This window comes from Thermobrachium celere DSM 8682, assembly GCF_000430995.1.
Taxonomy (GTDB): domain Bacteria; phylum Bacillota; class Clostridia; order Clostridiales; family Caloramatoraceae; genus Thermobrachium; species Thermobrachium celere.
The window spans coordinates 873,776-889,764 of record NZ_HF952018.1 but is presented as its reverse complement, the minus strand read 5'-3'; the positions used below and the strand labels follow the sequence as shown (position 1 = coordinate 889,764).

Here is a 15,989-nt window from a genome sequence, read left to right as displayed (position 1 = left end):
TGGGGTATAACATATGATCAAACTGACTGCTTTAAATAATAAAGAGTTCTTTTTAAATTGTGATTTAATAGAAAAAATAGAATCAACTCCTGATACAGTAATTACAACTACTACAAATAAAAAATACGTTGTTTTAGAAAAACCAGATGTTATTATACAAAGAATTATTAATTTCAAGAGAGAGTATATGTTATCTAAACCGGAGGTATTAAAATGAAAAAAAATGACTTCTCAACAGCTGCGGGATTGTTACTTGGTATTGCTGCTGTAATATTTGGTATGCTTCAAGGTGGTAGTTTAAAAATATTTTGGGACCCTCCTTCATTATTCATAACAGTTTTTGGTTCATTATTTGCAGTAATAATTTCTTTTCCATTTGACACAGTAAAAAGATTGCCTTCTGTTTTAAAAAATGCTTTTGTTGATAAGCATATACCAGCTGATGAATTAATTGTTACCTTCGTTGAGTTGTCTAAAAAAGCAAGAAGAAATGGACTACTTTCATTAGAAGATGAAATTTCTAAAATCGAAGATGGTTTTTTAAAACAGGGTATTCAAATGGTTGTTGATGGGCTTGAACCAGAAACAATTAAAGATATTCTTGAGCTTGAAATAGGTGAAATGGAAAAAAGGCATCAGAGTGGAATCAATTTGCTAAAATCTTGGGCAAGCTTAGCACCTGCATTTGGTATGATAGGTACTCTGATAGGTCTTATCCAAATGTTGTCACAGCTTCAAGATCAATCAAAACTTGGACCTGCTATGGCAGTATCACTTATAACATCCTTTTATGGAGCACTACTAGCTAATTTAGTTTTTACACCACTTGCTAATAAACTTGAACTTAAAAGTGAACAAGAAGTTAATAGAAGAGAAATGATGCTAGAGGGAATTTTAACTATTCAATCTGGAGTTAACCCAAGAATACTAGAGGATAAATTAAAAACATATCTATCACCTGCTGAAAGAATTAGATATCAAGAAAATATTATTCAAGGAAATGCGGTGACTGAAAATGAGTAGGAGAAGAGAAAAAAATAAAAATAGTGGAGGGGGAGGTGGTGAATGGTTAACAACATATGCAGATCTTATGACCCTATTGCTAACCTTCTTCGTCCTCTTATATTCCTTTTCAACTATTGATGCAATTAAGTTTAAAGAAATCTCATGGTCATTGGCTAAAGCATTAGGAGGAAAAACTGGAGTAATAAATAATGGCGGAAATTTGGGACCTATCCCTATTAATCAAAATCCAGGAGAAGGTATTAAAAATAGGTCTGAAATTAGCCAAGATAATGGACAAACAGTAAAACTATTAAATGAAATTACTAAAGAAATAAAAAATAAGAATTTAGATACTAAAGTTGCTATTAAAGAAGACGTAAGGGGAGTAATTATTGAACTACAGGAAAAAATATTATTTGATACTGGAAGAGCGGAATTAAAAACTGAAAGTATACAAACTCTTTCTAAAATAGCTGATATATTAAAGAAATATCCAAATGAAATTATAGTAGAAGGTCATACCGATAACATTCCAATTAACACAGGTTACTATAAAACTAATTGGGAATTATCCTCAGATAGAGCAGTTAAAGTTGTTCGTTATTTGGTCGAAGAAAAAGGTTTAAATCCTCAAAAAATACAAGCAGTTGGATGTGGTGAGTTTAGGCCTATAGCATCCAATGAAACACCTGAAGGAAGAAAGAAAAATAGACGAGTTAATATTTTAATCTTAACAAAGGATAAGGGGAGTAATTAAACATGAGCGAAAATAAAAATAATAAATTATTAATTACATTAGTTATATTTACATTAATTTTAGTTATTGTACTTGGCTTAGCATTAGGCTATTTTATCTTTTTTAAAGATAAAACTAAAAACAGCACTACTCAAAATGTTAAAATCGAAGAAAAAATATTCGATTTAAATGAATTTGTAGTAAATTTATCAGATGAAAATAAAACATACATCAGACTTAAAATATCAATTGCTTATGACAAGAAAAATAAAAAACTTGATAAAGAAATTCCTGAAAAAGTTCCAGCAATAAGAGATGCTGTAATAAACATATTAAGATCTAAATCCTCTAAAGACTTTGAAACAACTTCAAATCAAAATAATTTAAATAATATAAAGACAGAATTGATTAACTCAATTAATAATAATTTACAAAATGGAAAAATAATAAATATATATGTTCAAGATATCATTATTCAGTAGGTGAATAAAATGAGTTATATATTTTACATTTTAAAAATAGCAATTCTACTCCCCTTAACTCTTCTTTTAATAATTATCAGTATTAAATTTTTAAATAAATATCAATATAAATCAAACTTAATAGAGATAATAGATAGAGTTCCAATTGGACCTAATTGTTTCTTAATGATAGTTAAAATTGTCGACAAAATATATGTTATGTCAACCTCTAATGCAAATTGCCAGTTACTATTTGAACTAACAGAGCCAATAAATATTAATAATACAATTCATAATAGAAACTTAATACATGATCTAAATATAATTAATTTATTAAAAAGAGGGACGATGAAGAATGAAAAAGACTCATAAAATATTCATTTTTTTAACATTATTTATTTTTTTATCAAAATTGGCTTTTGCTGCACCAGTAAACTTAACAGTTCCTAAAGTAAATATCTCTGTAGATAATACAACAAACCCAAAAGAGTATGTTGATAATATTAAGTTACTTTTGCTTTTAACAAGTTTAAGTTTTATACCATCAATTATTTTATTAATGACTTCATTTACTAGAATAATTATAGTATTTGGATTCTTGAGAAATGCATTATCAACACAACAGACACCACCAAATCAAGTACTAATTGGTTTAGCATTATTTATGACTTTTTTTATAATGTCTCCTGTATATAATAAAATAAATAATGAAGCTATAAAGCCTTACACTGAAGGAAAAATAACCCAGCAGGAAGCCTATAATATCGGAAGTAAACCTTTAAAAGACTTTATGTTAAAACAAACAAGAGAAAAAGATCTAGCTTTATTTTATAAATATAGTGGTCAATCCAAACCAAGCAACAAATATGATGTACCTTTCAACATTTTAATACCAGCATATGTTACTAGCGAATTAAAAACAGCCTTTCAAATGGGTTTTTTAATTTATGTCCCATTCATTGTAATTGACATGGTAGTTGCTAGTGTATTAATGTCAATGGGAATGTTTATGTTACCGCCTGTATCAATATCACTACCATTTAAAATCTTGCTATTTGTACTTGCTGATGGTTGGCATCTTGTAATTAAAACATTAATAGAAAGCTTTTTATAAATAAAGTGATGGTGATTAACAATGAGTGAGAATTTTATACAATATATAGGAAAAGAAGCAATCTTCACTGCACTGAAGATAGCAGCACCAGTATTGATAGTTTCAATGCTAGTTGGACTAATAATTAGTATTTTTCAGGCTGTTACACAAATACAAGAACAAACTTTAACGTTTGTACCAAAGATGATTTCAATAATTATTGTTTTATTAATATTAGGTCCATGGATGCTAAAAACAATGGTTAACTTTATTCAAACAATGATAAATAATATGATTTTAATAACTAGGTGATATAATGCAAAATTTTTTAGTTTATTTTTTAGTAGCAATCAGAGTATCATCAATGATGATAATTTCTCCAATTTTTTCATTTAGAAATATACCTAATATCGTAAAAATTGGTTTTTCACTAATCTTTTCAAGTTTGATAGTAACTGTTTATAATTTACCTTTTTCATTTACAATTAATAGTAATTTTGATTTAATTTTAATAATATTAAATGAAATTTTAATTGGATTGATTATAGGCTATCTTTCATTATTCATATTTAATACTATTAGAATTGCAGGACAATTTATTGATTTTGGTATTGGATTTACCATGTCACAATATTATGATCCAAACACAAATAGTTCTACTACTAATTTTGAAAGATTTTATTATTGGACATCTATTGTTCTTTTTTTTACATTAAATTTTCATCATACTATTTTATCGGCAGTATTTTATAGTTTTAAAGTAATTCCTTTAGGATATTTTATTAATAATGAAAATGTATTTTTATCCTTTTATTATTTCTTTAGCAAGAGTTTTTATATAGGCATAAAGTTAGCAGCTCCTATTGTATTAATTTTGTTTATAACAGATTTTACATTAGGACTTATTGCTAGGTCCGTACCCCAAATTAATATATTCTTACTTGGTATGCCAATCAAGGTATTAATTGGACTAATAACTATTATTTCTATATTTTCAGGCACTTTACACATGTTTATAAAAGTATTTGATGGACTAAACAATGATTTTATTAAATTTTTTACTCTTTTTCCGGTAATACTTTTAGCAACTGAAGATAAAACAGAAGAACCCACTCCTAAAAAATTAAAGGAAGCTCGCGAAAAGGGTCAGATAGCAAAAAGTATTGATTTAAATTCAGCAATAATACTAATGGGAATAACAATTGTTATGATTGTTATTTCATCTTTATATTTTGAATTTGGTAGATCATTTATTTATAATAGCTTTAAATTAATAAACAAGAATGATATAGATTACGAATATGTTATGACTTTATTTATATATATGTTAAAAAACGGTTTAATATCAAGCCTACCAATTATTTTAACAGTTATGGTATTAGGTATTATTTCTAACATAGCACAAATTGGGTTTGTTATATCTAAAGAAGGTCTAAAGCCTCAGTTCTCAAAGTTAAATCCTATAAACGGAATTAAAAGATTGTTTTCTAAACGCTCGTTAGAAGAATTAATTAAATCTATAGCTAAAATTATTGTTATTTCATATTTTTCATACAAATATATTTCATCAGTTTTATATGATATATTAAAAATTTCAGATTTGAATCCAAAAGGTATTTTACCACTAGTATCAAGAATAATTAATGGTCAATTAGTAAGATTAGTTATCATATTGTTCATTATTGGTATATTAGACTTTATCTTTCAGAAACGCCAGTTAAAAAAAGAATTAAGAATGACTAAAGAAGAAATCAAGGAAGAACTAAAACAAACTGAAGGTAATCCACAAATTAAATCAAGATTAAGGCAAAAGCAAAGAGAAATTGCCATGAGAAGAATGATGCATGAAGTTCCTAAAGCCACTGTAGTAATTACAAATCCTACTCACTTTGCAGTAGCCTTAAAATATGAACGTGCAGATAACAATGCTCCTAAAGTTGTAGCTAAAGGAACTGATTATCTAGCACTAAAAATAAAAGAGGTTGCAAAAAACTCAAACGTTCCAATTGTTGAAAACAGGGAAGTAGCCCGTAATCTATATTATTCATGCGAAATTAATGATGAAATACCTGTTGAATTATATCAAGCTATAGCAGAAATTATTGCTTATATATACAGTTTAAGAAAATAGTGAGGGTGAAAGAAATGGACTTTAATAAAAGTAACAATTTTATAAAAAAGTATTTAGATGTGATTGTTGCTCTACTTGTTATACTTATAGTTTTTATGATAATTATACCATTACCTCCTACGTTATTAGATATATTATTGGCATTTAATATTACTTTTTCATTAATTATATTACTTTTAACTATGTTTACAACCGACGTACTAGAATTTTCATCCTTTCCAACAATATTACTTGTAACAACCTTATTTAGATTAGGATTAAATATATCATCTACAAGGCTTATACTAAGTAAAGGTGAAGCTGGACGAATTATAAATGCATTTGGTAACTTTGTTGTAGGTGGTAATTATGTAGTTGGTTTTATTCTATTTATCATCATAGTTGTTATACAATTTGTAGTTATAACTAATGGTGCAGGCAGAGTAGCTGAAGTATCAGCAAGATTTACACTTGATGCAATGCCTGGTAAACAAATGAGTATTGATGCAGATTTAAACGCTGGTATCATCACTGAACAAGAGGCAAAACTAAGAAGAAAAAAATTACAACAAGAGGCAGATTTTTATGGAGCTATGGACGGTGCAAGTAAATTCGTTAAAGGTGATGCAATTGCCGGTATTGTTATAACAATAATAAATCTAATTGGCGGTATTATTATTGGTATGTTATTCTTAAACCTACCGGCTTTAGAATCTTTAAAAAGATTTGCATTATTAACAGTTGGTGATGGTCTTGTAAGCCAAATTCCAGCACTTTTAATTTCAACAGCCTCTGGTATTATCGTAACAAGAACAACAAGTGAAACTTCTCTTGGGAAAGAATTATCTACTCAATTTACTTCTTACCCAAAAGTTCTTGCGATTGCAAGTTTTATTATGTTCCTTATGGCTTGGATACCTAATTTGCCAGCTCCAGCATTTTTAATAATGTCAGCAGCTACAGGATTTTCAGCATATTTATTATCTAAAGAAAAAGAAAATAACGTATTAGAATCTGAAATTCCTAATGTAGAAGCTGATACTCAAACCAATAAAGAACCTGAAAATGTTTTACATCTATTAAATGTTGAACCTCTTGAAATTGAAATTGGATATGGCCTTATTCCTCTTGCCGATGTAACATCAGGTGGGGATCTACTTGATAGAATTGCAGGGGTTAGACGCCAGTGTGCAGTTGAATTAGGAATAATTGTTCAACCAATTAGAATTAGGGATAACCTACAATTAGCTACAAATGAATATAGAATAAAAATCAAAGGCACAATAGTAGGAAAAGGAGAAATTTTATGTAATCATTTCTTAGCAATAGATGTTACAGGAGATGGAATACCTATAGATGGGATAAAGACAGTGGAACCAGCATTTGGTCTACCTGCAGTTTGGATTCCAGACTCTAAAAAAGAAGAGGCAGAATTAATGGGTATAACCGTTATAGATCCAACAACAGTCCTTGTAACTCACTTAAGTGAAATAATTAAGAGACATTCACATGAATTACTTGGACGACAAGAAGTAAAAATGTTAATAGACAATATTAAAGAAAATTATCCAGCAGTAGTTGAAGAACTTATACCAAATATATTGAGTATAGGTGAGGTACAAAAAGTTCTTCAAAATCTATTGAAAGAACAAGTATCTATTAGAGATCTTGTAACAATATTAGAAACATTAGCAGATAATGCTGTTATGACAAAGGATTTAGAATTGCTAACAGAATACGTAAGAATTGCACTTAGTAGAACTATATGTAGAAATCTTATTAATGAAGAAGGTGTTATTAGAGTATTAACCATAGATACAAACATTGAGAATCTAATTGCAAAAAATATTCATAAATCTATTCACGGTTCATACCCTGCAATTGATCCAAATATTACAACAAAAATATATCAGTCGATTCAAGAAAATATACAAATTAATCAATTTAATAATGATATACCAGTAATTTTAGTTTCACCAAATATAAGGGCTGCCTTCAGAAAAATGATAGAGATGGTATTCCCACAAATACAAGTTCTATCTATGAATGAAATACCTACTGATGCCCAAATCGAAACCTTAGGGATGGTGACAGCAGAATGATAATAAAAAGATATATTGTTAACAACATGAATGAAGCAATGAATAGAATTAGAAATGAATTAGGTAATGATGCAATTATTGTTAGTCAAAGAAAAATACGTCAAAAGGGACTACTGGGATTTTTTAAAGCAAAAAAATTAGAAGTTACTGCAGCAGTAGATGAAAAAAAACAACCATCTGTACCTAAAACAATTGAATTAGAGAAAGAGATAATAGAATTAAAAAATCTAATTTCTTCAATGAACAAACAAGTTGATAAAAAAAATGAAAAGAAGAGTGAAAGCAAAAATAAATTTAAGTCTAATTTAATAAAATCAGGAATTCCAGAAGAAATAGTAGAAGAAATAGTTAGTGAAATAAAAAAAAGAAATGAAGGTAAAAAGTTAAATCAAAAAATATACGAAAAGGAATTTAAAAATATATTAGATGAAATTATAAAAATAAACAATATAGATAATGGTAAAATACACGTTTTTGTTGGTCCAACCGGTGTTGGTAAGACTACAACAATAGCTAAACTAGCAAGTTTATATTCTTTATATAAAAATAAAAAGGTTGGTCTTATAACTATTGACACTTATAGAATTGGTGCCATTGAACAATTGAAAACTTATGCAGACATTCTTGGAGTTCCTTTTGGAGTAATTTATTCCAACAATGAAATAAATAGTGTATTAAATGAAATGACAAATTGTGATATAATTTTAATTGATACTACAGGAAGAAACAGCAAAAACTATATGCAACTTCAAGAAACAAAAAAACTAATTAATGAAATTAATCCAGATAATGTTCATTTAGTAATTAGCATGACAACAAAAGAAAAAGATATTAAACGAATTATAGAAGATTATAAAATTTTAAATTACAATAGTTTGATTTTAACTAAAATAGATGAAACAAACTCAATGGGATCACTAGTCACAGCTATATATTATTCAAATACTCCAATTTCTTATATAACTACTGGTCAAAATGTACCTGATGATATAGAAGAAGCAGAAAAAACTAAAATAATCAATTTGATTTTGGAGGCTGAATAGCCATGGATCAAGCTCAAAAGTTAAGACAACTTGTCGAAAGAAAAAGACAAGATTTATTAAAACCAAAGTTCAAAGTAATTACAATTTCTAGTGGAAAAGGTGGGGTTGGTAAGACTAGTTTCGTTGTTAATTTAGCAACTTCTCTAGCTAAACGTGGTTTAAAGGTAGGAATATTAGATGCTGATTTTGGAATGGCCAATGTAGATATTATGTTTGGGTGTCTTTCTAAAAACAATATTTTTGATGTATTTAGTGGAAATAAAACATTAAGAGAAATTATAATTAGAACAGAAGATGGCATTGAAATAATACCTGGTGGTTCAGGTTTAAATAAGATCTATAATATAGATGAAGAAAAAAAACAACAACTTATACATCAATTTTACGAATTCTCCAATTATGACTTGTTATTAATTGATACTGGAGCTGGAGCTTCAGATAATGTACTAAATTTTATAGAAATTGCAGATGATGTAATTATTATTACTAATTCTGAACCAACATCTTTAACAGATGCATACAGCTTAATTAAATTAATTTATATAAATAATTTAAATTCAAACATAAACGTAGTAGTAAACAGAGTTAAAAATAGAAATGAGGCTGAAGAAACATTTAATAAAATAAAGTATACTGTCAATAATTTTTTACAAAAGGACATTAAATATTTAGGTTATATTACAGAAGATTTAAGAATTGGACAAGCAATAAAAAAACAAACTCCTTATGTTAAAGAATATCCTAATTCAGAATTTTCTTTATGTATAAATAAAATTGCATCTAACTTATTAGGTATTCAGCACAAAAATAAATATAGTTCATTTTTAGATTATTTAAATAAGTTCCTTAAGGTGGTGGGGAAATGACTACTAATCTAGTTATTAATTTAAACATAAATCAAAAAATTGAAATTTTAGATGATAATATAACTTATAAAAGTATAGTTCAAGATATTACAAAGGATGGAATATTAATCAGTTACCCAACACATAATAGTAGACCTCTTTTAATTCATGCTGGAAGTGTTATTGAATACTTTGTGACTACAGAAAAAGACATAGTAAAATGTAAATCAATTGTTTTAGGTAAAAAGAGAGATGAAAATGTAAATTTATTGGTTTTAAGCTTACCAGAAGTAAAAGAGCGTGTTCAAAGAAGAGAATATTTTAGGCTACCAATTACAATGCCAATTAAATACTATGCTCTGCCAAGTGATAAAGTATATACATCTTTACAAGATATTCCTTCAGGGTATTTTAGTCGACTTATGAATACATTAACTGTTGATATAAGTGGTGGAGGAATAAAAATAATCACAAATGAACAGCTAAATATAGGTGATTATGTAATACTATCTTTAAATATACCTCAAGAAATAAACTTATTATGTTCTGTTGTACGCGTTGAACAATCCGAAGATAATAAAAAATTTAAAACTGCTTTAAAGTATGAAGGAATCGAAGAAAAAATAAGAGATAAAATAATTCAATTTATTTTTAACAAATTAAGAGAGCAAAGTAAGCTGCTTAGATAGGAGTGATTCAATTGAAATGTTATAAGCAGTTTGATGAGAGAGAAGAGATGATAATAAGATATTTACCATTTGTTAAATATATAGCTTCAAGGCTTATAATAGGTACCCCTCCTGGAATTGAATTTGATGATTTAGTTAGCTATGGTATAATAGGATTAATAGATGCAATTGAAAAATATGATCCTTCTAAGGGAATTAAATTTGAAACCTATGCTACCTTGAGAATAAAAGGTGCAATAATAGACGAATTAAGGAAAATTAGCTGGATGCCTAAGAGTGCCTTTTCAAAATTAACTCAACTCAACTTAGCAAGAGAAAAGCTTGAGGCAAAATTGAATAGAGAACCAACTGAAAAAGAACTTGCTGAATATTTAGGTGTTTCTGTTAATGAAATAAGATCAACAGAATCATATATAAATTATTTATCTGTTGTTTCGCTTGAAGATATTTTTTACAAATCGGATGATGAAGATATTCATTTCAAAAATATGATAGAAAATGAAAATAGCCCTCAACCTGATAAAGTATTAGAAGAAGAGGAAAAAGTATTAATGTTAAAAAAAGCAATAGATATGCTTCCTGAAAAGGATAAACTTATCCTGCAACTTTACTATTATGAAAAATTAACGCTAAAGGAAATAGGTAAAGTTTTAGAAATAACAGAATCCAGAGTATCTCAGCTTCATAGTAGAGCAATAGTAAGATTAAGAGAAAATCTAAAGAAACTAAGTTATTTAGAATAAGGAGGGTATATGCCTTTAGTCCTGATAATCATAGGAATATCATTAATAATATATTCGTTAAAATTAAACGATAATTCTAGTTTTAATAATGAAAATTATCAAAATAATTTTAAAACAATTATAGAATACTATGAAGAAAATAATGATATTAAAAATAAAATAATTGAATTAGAAGAAAATATAACATATATAAACGAAAATATTCTTGCTTTAAACTTGCAAATAGAAGAGATAAATAACAAACTAAATTTAACTGCTGATAATAATAGGGTAATTGACATAAATCACTCATTATATAATGAAGAATTAAAACAAGAAAGTGACACAAATAAATTAAATGAAAAAATACTTGAACTTTACAATTCAGGCATGTCTATAGAAGAAATTTCATCAAAACTAAGAATAGGAAAGGGGGAAGTCCTATTAAGAATAGGATTAAAGAGATAATAAAATTTATAAAAATATACCTTAATAAAAAAGATTTTGTTCTTGGTCTAGGGATAGGAATAATTATATCTACTTTGCTTATGCTAACATATTCATATAATAATATACCAAAATATAAAATTGAAAAAATGGCCAGAGAACTTGGAATGGTATATCCTGATGAGGTAAAATCATATTTTGAAAAAAAGTAGGGGATGAAAGATGATTAGAGGACTTTATATAGCTTCAAGTGGAATGATTTCAAGACAAATACAACAAGAAAATTTAACTAATAATATAGCAAACATTAATACTGCTGGATATAAAAAAGATAAAATATCTTTTAAATCATTTAATGAAGTCTTAATACAAAACTATGATAAAAAAGTTGGAACAAAAAATTTTAAGCAAATACTTGGTACTATGCCTTTAGGAATAGGTATAGATGAAACAAAAACAGATTTTACTCAAGGTCTTTTAGAAGAAACTAACCGTAACTTGGATTTTGCGATTGATGGTAATGCATTTTTTGCTGTATCTGATGGAGAAAAGGAATACTATACAAGAAATGGACGTTTCAAAATTGATAAAGATGGTTATCTGTCAACTACAGATGATAAAAAAATTATTGGAATAGATAAAAATGGTAATAAAAGTTTTATAAAAATTGATAAAGGTATTTTTGAATTTAATAATAATAAAATAATAACTTCCGATAATGAATATAAATTTTACTTAGTTACGGGAGATATGAAAAAATTAAATGAAAATAATTATATTTGTGACAATGTAAATATAGACAATAGATCTAACATATATCAAGGAAAAATAGAAAAATCAAATATTGATACAATTGAACTAATCACTGAATTAATAACTGTTGTTAGAAACTTTGAATCTAACCAAAAGGTAATACAATCTATCGATGAAACTTTAGGAAAAACAGTCAATGAAATAGGCAGCGTTAACAGATAATGAGGTGATTAAATGCTAAGATCTATTTGGAACAGTATGTCTGGTCTAAATTCTAATCAAAATAGAATAGATATTATATCTAATAATATTGCAAATATAAACACAAATGGCTATAAAAAAATAGATGTTAATTTCTCAGATATAATGAAAGAAAATATCGACAGATTAGGAGTACCAGTTATTAATAATGATAAAGATAAATATGTAGGCAGTGGTTGTAGAATTAGTGGCTTTATAAATAATAATTTACAAGGAGCATTAGAAAAAACTAATAATAACTTGGACTTAGCAATAGAAGGAATTGGTTACTTTAAACTTATTGATAAAGAAGGCAATTTTGTTTATACAAGAAATGGTAGTTTTCATATAGATTCAGAAAATAACATTGTTGATTCAATGGGGAACAAATTAGAAATAATTTTTAATGAAAATGCAAGTGAAGGAATAATTGATTATAATAATATAAATATAAAAGAAGATGGAAGTATTATTTGCAACGATAAACAAATTGGTAAGATAAATTTATATTCTTTTATAAGCGATGATGATTTATATCCTATAGGTAATAGTTTATTTAAAGGTAAAAACCCACAATTAATAGATTCTAAAATTAAACAAGGATACATTGAAAAATCAAATGTTGATATTGCTAAGGAATTAACTGATTTATTAGTTACTCAAAGGGCCTTTGAGTTTAACTCAAGAGCTTTAAAAAGTTCTGAAGAAATGTGGCAAATTACAAACAATTTAAGAGCTAAATAGTATAAATTATCCCTTTAAAGTATATAATTTTAAAAAATACTTTAAAGGGGTTTTTGTATGAGTTACGTAGATTTTTATAATCAAGCAGTTCAATATTATAAAACAAAAGATTACAAAAAATCTATAGATTTATTTTTTAAAGCATTGACTTATAATAATAGCTATTTATTGTATTATAATATAGGGGTTTGTTATTTAGAATTAAATCAATTTAAAGAAGCAATAGACTTTTTTAAAAAATCTATTCAAAAAAATAGATTTTTTGATAAATCATATATAAACTTAGCCTATTCCTATTACAAATTAAAGAATTATAAGGCAAGTTATAGAACTATAAAAGAAGCAATATCCTTTATAGATAGTGATCATTTAAAATTAATAGAAAATAAATTATATAAAATAATTATTCTGGGGGAGTTTAAATGAATTTAATAAATAAACTTAATAAAGGTGATAAAATAGCTTTAATAGCCCCTGCTGGAGCTGTATTTGAAAATTCTTTAATTGATAAATCAATAGAAAAAATAAATAGTTTTGGATATGTTGTAAAATTAGGCAAATACATAGATTGTAAGCATGGTTACTTAGCAGGAGATGATAGCAAAAGACTTCAAGACTTATATGAAGCTTTTGTTGATAATGAAGTAAAAGCTATATTTTGTATTAGAGGTGGCTATGGTACCATAAGATTGCTTGATAAAATTCCATATGACATTATTGAAAAAATAAAAAAATTTTTGTAGGTTATAGCGATATAACATCACTTCATTCTGCTTTTTCATATTTAAAATTTCCAACATTTCATGGTCCTATGTTTAATTATGATTTATACAAAAGTCCTGATAACTATAAAATAATGTTTGACTTTTTAGAAGGGAAATTTGAAGTTCTAGAATATGAACTTATACCAATTAAAGGTGGGGATATTGACGGAATTATTGTCGGAGGCAACTTAACTGTTCTATGCTCATTAATAGGAAGTAAATACTTATATGATTTTGACGATAAAATATTATTTATTGAAGAAATAAATGAAGAGCCATATAAAATTGATAGGTTATTTAATCAACTTTACCATTCAAATATACTAAAAAAAATAAAAGGAATAATTTTAGGTAGTTTTACTAAATGTGATCCTGAAGATATTAGTAAGAGTTTTAATTTAGATTACATCTTTAATTATTTAAAAGAATTGACAGATAAACCTATATATAAAGGCTTAGAAAGTGGACATGATTATATTAACAAAATTATTCCTTTTAACATACCTATTAAAATAAAAAATAATAAATTAATTATAAAAAAAGGAGATGTTTTCATTGATTAACTTTTTCGAAGAAGCAAAAAAAATTCAAAATAAAATGATTGAATACAGAAGATATCTACATATGCATCCTGAATTGGATAGACAATTATACATTACTGCTAATTATGTTGAAAATATACTTAAACAATATGGTATTAATTACAAAAGATATGACAACTGCGGAATCATAGCAGAAATAGGTACAGGAAATAATATTATCGCATTAAGAGCTGATATGGATGCTCTAACTGTAGAGGATAAAAAAAATGTATCTTATAAGTCTAAACATAAAGGATTAATGCATGCCTGTGGTCATGATGCTCATACCTCAATATTGCTTGGAGCAGCAATTATCTTAAAAAAACATGAACAAATACTTAATGGCAAAGTAAGACTTATATTTCAACCTGCCGAAGAAACAGATGGCGGAGCTAAAGATATGATTAGTTTAGGGGCACTTGATAATGTGCAGTTTATTTGTGGACTTCATGTAGAAGAAACTTTAAATACAGGAACAGTAGGTATTAATAGAGGCATTGTGAGTGCTGCATCAAATCCATTTAATATTTTAATTAAGGGGAAAGGAGCTCATGGTGCCCATCCTGAAGATGGGATAGACCCTATCATTATTGCTGCAAAATTAATAGACAATGTTCAAATTATATTATCAAGGGAAATTTCACCTTTTAATAGTGCAGTAATTACTTTTGGTAAAATCTCAGGTGGCACTGCCCCAAATGCAATTGCAGAAGAAGTTAAAATTGAAGGTATTATTAGAACTTTAGGAAATGACATAAGAAAAATGATCATGGAAAGATTTATATCTATTGTTGAATCAACAGCTAAAATGTATAGAGGATCAGCTCAAATTAACATAATAGAAGGTTATCCGTCATTCAAAAATGATGATAATTTATTTGAATTAATGAAAAGAATACATAATAAAAACAAGGATTATTTTTTACTAAAAGAATTAGAATACCCAAGCATGGGAGTAGAAGATTTTGCTTATTATACAGAAAAGGTTCCAGGTATATATTATAAGTTAGGTTGTAGAAATGAAAATAAAGGAATAGTACATCCTGCACATGGAAGCTACTTTGATATTGATGAAGATTGTTTATGGATAGGTTGTGGACTACAATGCTCTATTGTCGGTGAATATCTAATAAAATAAGGTTCTATAATAAATGTTGGGGCGTAGCCCCAGCATATTTTTTCAAAAAAATATGCACCTGTTTTAGATGCCTGGTAAAATAAAATTAACCAAAACATAATTCCACCTGAAAGGAGGCATCCAACAAGTGCATATTAATAATTTTATCAAAAACTTACTAGGTTTTAAAGATGTTATTATAACAAAAGTACGTAATACTGATAATTGTTTTGAGATTTATTTAGAAATGAAAAAGAAACCTCATACTTGCCCTTGTTGTAATTCTCAAACCAGTAGAGTTCATGATTATAGAACACAACGTGTTAAACACATTCCTCTATTCTTAAAACCTACTATTCTCGTTATTAAAAAGCGTAGATATCGTTGTAATATTTGTGGTAAAAGATTTTATGAGCATATTGAATTCTTGCCACGTTATTATAGAATCACTAATCTTTTATCTATGTACGTTATAACAGAGCTTACTAATACTTATAGTATGTCAAGTTTAGCTAAAAGAGTTAATTTGTCTGTTGA

At 27.0% G+C, this 15,989-nt stretch carries 20 protein-coding genes and 1 pseudogene; all 21 read left to right on the top strand.

Annotated features, from left to right (window positions below; all coding sequences use genetic code 11):
* The first annotated feature begins 13 nt into the window (after positions 1-13).
* A complete protein-coding gene (locus TCEL_RS04810; RefSeq protein ID WP_018661703.1) occupies positions 14-217 on the top strand; it encodes a flagellar FlbD family protein in 204 nt (67 codons plus the stop codon).
* The gene (locus TCEL_RS04805) at positions 214-1,023 is read left to right on the top strand and encodes a motility protein A (RefSeq protein WP_018661701.1); all 810 of its coding nucleotides are present in this window, start codon (positions 214-216) and stop codon (positions 1,021-1,023) included. The genes TCEL_RS04810 and TCEL_RS04805 overlap by 4 nt, the downstream gene beginning before the upstream one ends.
* Positions 1,016-1,762, top strand: a complete 747-nt coding sequence (locus TCEL_RS04800; RefSeq protein ID WP_018661699.1) for an OmpA family protein — start codon at positions 1,016-1,018, stop codon at positions 1,760-1,762. The genes TCEL_RS04805 and TCEL_RS04800 overlap by 8 nt, the downstream gene beginning before the upstream one ends.
* A 2-nt stretch (positions 1,763-1,764) precedes the next feature.
* Positions 1,765-2,223, top strand: coding sequence for a flagellar basal body-associated FliL family protein (locus tag TCEL_RS04795; protein WP_018661697.1), 459 nt, complete (start codon positions 1,765-1,767; stop codon positions 2,221-2,223).
* 9 nt (positions 2,224-2,232) lie between these two features.
* Positions 2,233-2,574 (top strand): flagellar biosynthetic protein FliO, encoded by a 342-nt coding sequence (locus tag TCEL_RS04790; protein ID WP_040683741.1) that lies wholly within the window; start codon positions 2,233-2,235, stop codon positions 2,572-2,574.
* On the top strand, positions 2,558-3,316 hold the full coding sequence (gene fliP, locus TCEL_RS04785) for a flagellar type III secretion system pore protein FliP (protein ID WP_018661696.1): 759 nt from the start codon (positions 2,558-2,560) through the stop codon (positions 3,314-3,316). Before TCEL_RS04790 ends, fliP begins: the two co-directional genes overlap by 17 nt.
* Positions 3,317-3,337: 21 nt before the next feature.
* Positions 3,338-3,607 carry a flagellar biosynthesis protein FliQ gene (gene fliQ, locus TCEL_RS04780; protein WP_018661694.1) on the top strand — a complete coding sequence of 90 codons (270 nt, stop codon included), beginning with the start codon at positions 3,338-3,340 and terminating at the stop codon, positions 3,605-3,607.
* Positions 3,608-3,611: 4 nt separating this feature from the next.
* Positions 3,612-5,426, top strand: coding sequence for a flagellar biosynthesis protein FlhB (flhB, locus tag TCEL_RS04775; protein WP_018661691.1), 1,815 nt, complete (start codon positions 3,612-3,614; stop codon positions 5,424-5,426).
* A gap of 14 nt (positions 5,427-5,440) precedes the next feature.
* Positions 5,441-7,507 (top strand): flagellar biosynthesis protein FlhA, encoded by a 2,067-nt coding sequence (gene flhA / locus TCEL_RS04770; protein ID WP_018661689.1) that lies wholly within the window; start codon positions 5,441-5,443, stop codon positions 7,505-7,507.
* The gene (flhF, locus tag TCEL_RS04765; RefSeq protein ID WP_018661687.1) at positions 7,504-8,550 is read left to right on the top strand and encodes a flagellar biosynthesis GTPase FlhF; all 1,047 of its coding nucleotides are present in this window, start codon (positions 7,504-7,506) and stop codon (positions 8,548-8,550) included. The genes flhA and flhF overlap by 4 nt, the downstream gene beginning before the upstream one ends.
* A 2-nt stretch (positions 8,551-8,552) precedes the next feature.
* Complete coding sequence (locus TCEL_RS04760; RefSeq protein ID WP_018661685.1) at positions 8,553-9,416, top strand: MinD/ParA family protein; 864 nt, start codon at positions 8,553-8,555, stop codon at positions 9,414-9,416.
* On the top strand, positions 9,413-10,084 hold the full coding sequence (locus TCEL_RS04755; RefSeq protein WP_018661683.1) for a flagellar brake protein: 672 nt from the start codon (positions 9,413-9,415) through the stop codon (positions 10,082-10,084). The genes TCEL_RS04760 and TCEL_RS04755 overlap by 4 nt, the downstream gene beginning before the upstream one ends.
* Positions 10,085-10,095: 11 nt before the next feature.
* Positions 10,096-10,827: a FliA/WhiG family RNA polymerase sigma factor gene (locus TCEL_RS04750; protein WP_018661681.1), complete on the top strand. Its 732-nt coding sequence runs from the start codon at positions 10,096-10,098 to the stop codon at positions 10,825-10,827.
* Positions 10,828-10,836: 9 nt separating this feature from the next.
* A complete protein-coding gene (locus TCEL_RS04745; RefSeq protein ID WP_018661679.1) occupies positions 10,837-11,274 on the top strand; it encodes a DUF6115 domain-containing protein in 438 nt (145 codons plus the stop codon).
* 201 nt (positions 11,275-11,475) lie between these two features.
* Positions 11,476-12,228, top strand: a complete 753-nt coding sequence (locus tag TCEL_RS04740) for a flagellar hook-basal body complex protein (RefSeq protein WP_018661675.1) — start codon at positions 11,476-11,478, stop codon at positions 12,226-12,228.
* A 12-nt stretch (positions 12,229-12,240) separates the two neighbouring features.
* Positions 12,241-12,990 carry a flagellar hook-basal body complex protein gene (locus tag TCEL_RS04735; protein WP_018661673.1) on the top strand — a complete coding sequence of 250 codons (750 nt, stop codon included), beginning with the start codon at positions 12,241-12,243 and terminating at the stop codon, positions 12,988-12,990.
* A gap of 57 nt (positions 12,991-13,047) precedes the next feature.
* Entirely contained in the window at positions 13,048-13,416 is a 369-nt protein-coding gene (locus tag TCEL_RS04730) for a tetratricopeptide repeat protein (protein WP_018661671.1), read from the top strand.
* Positions 13,413-13,738 (top strand): annotated as a pseudogene (locus tag TCEL_RS12770) (LD-carboxypeptidase); the annotation flags it as partial. The gene TCEL_RS04730 and the pseudogene TCEL_RS12770, both read left to right, overlap by 4 nt.
* 63 nt (positions 13,739-13,801) lie before the next feature.
* Entirely contained in the window at positions 13,802-14,317 is a 516-nt protein-coding gene (locus TCEL_RS12765) for a S66 peptidase family protein (protein ID WP_018661667.1), read from the top strand.
* Complete coding sequence (locus tag TCEL_RS04720; protein WP_018661664.1) at positions 14,310-15,473, top strand: M20 metallopeptidase family protein; 1,164 nt, start codon at positions 14,310-14,312, stop codon at positions 15,471-15,473. Before TCEL_RS12765 ends, TCEL_RS04720 begins: the two co-directional genes overlap by 8 nt.
* A gap of 127 nt (positions 15,474-15,600) precedes the next feature.
* Positions 15,601-15,989: transposase family protein (locus tag TCEL_RS04715; RefSeq protein ID WP_207636301.1), on the top strand; the 389-nt coding region annotated here is incomplete at its 3' end.

Bases quoted from the DNA above. Each gene is read 5' to 3' on its own strand.
- fliP (WP_018661696.1), top strand. From the start codon at position 2,558: ATGAAAAAGACTCATAAAATATTCATTTTTTTAACATTATTTATTTTT.
- TCEL_RS04800 (WP_018661699.1), top strand. From the start codon at position 1,016: ATGAGTAGGAGAAGAGAAAAAAATAAAAATAGTGGAGGGGGAGGTGGT.
- TCEL_RS04755 (WP_018661683.1), top strand. From the start codon at position 9,413: ATGACTACTAATCTAGTTATTAATTTAAACATAAATCAAAAAATTGAA.
- TCEL_RS04730 (WP_018661671.1), top strand. From the start codon at position 13,048: ATGAGTTACGTAGATTTTTATAATCAAGCAGTTCAATATTATAAAACA.
- TCEL_RS04810 (WP_018661703.1), top strand. From the start codon at position 14: ATGATCAAACTGACTGCTTTAAATAATAAAGAGTTCTTTTTAAATTGT.
- fliQ (WP_018661694.1), top strand. From the start codon at position 3,338: ATGAGTGAGAATTTTATACAATATATAGGAAAAGAAGCAATCTTCACT.
- TCEL_RS04790 (WP_040683741.1), top strand. From the start codon at position 2,233: ATGAGTTATATATTTTACATTTTAAAAATAGCAATTCTACTCCCCTTA.
- flhF (WP_018661687.1), top strand. From the start codon at position 7,504: ATGATAATAAAAAGATATATTGTTAACAACATGAATGAAGCAATGAAT.
- TCEL_RS04805 (WP_018661701.1), top strand. From the start codon at position 214: ATGAAAAAAAATGACTTCTCAACAGCTGCGGGATTGTTACTTGGTATT.
- flhA (WP_018661689.1), top strand. From the start codon at position 5,441: ATGGACTTTAATAAAAGTAACAATTTTATAAAAAAGTATTTAGATGTG.
- TCEL_RS12765 (WP_018661667.1), top strand. From the start codon at position 13,802: ATGTTTAATTATGATTTATACAAAAGTCCTGATAACTATAAAATAATG.
- TCEL_RS04740 (WP_018661675.1), top strand. From the start codon at position 11,476: ATGATTAGAGGACTTTATATAGCTTCAAGTGGAATGATTTCAAGACAA.
- TCEL_RS04795 (WP_018661697.1), top strand. From the start codon at position 1,765: ATGAGCGAAAATAAAAATAATAAATTATTAATTACATTAGTTATATTT.
- TCEL_RS04760 (WP_018661685.1), top strand. From the start codon at position 8,553: ATGGATCAAGCTCAAAAGTTAAGACAACTTGTCGAAAGAAAAAGACAA.
- flhB (WP_018661691.1), top strand. From the start codon at position 3,612: ATGCAAAATTTTTTAGTTTATTTTTTAGTAGCAATCAGAGTATCATCA.
- TCEL_RS04745 (WP_018661679.1), top strand. From the start codon at position 10,837: ATGCCTTTAGTCCTGATAATCATAGGAATATCATTAATAATATATTCG.
- TCEL_RS04735 (WP_018661673.1), top strand. From the start codon at position 12,241: ATGCTAAGATCTATTTGGAACAGTATGTCTGGTCTAAATTCTAATCAA.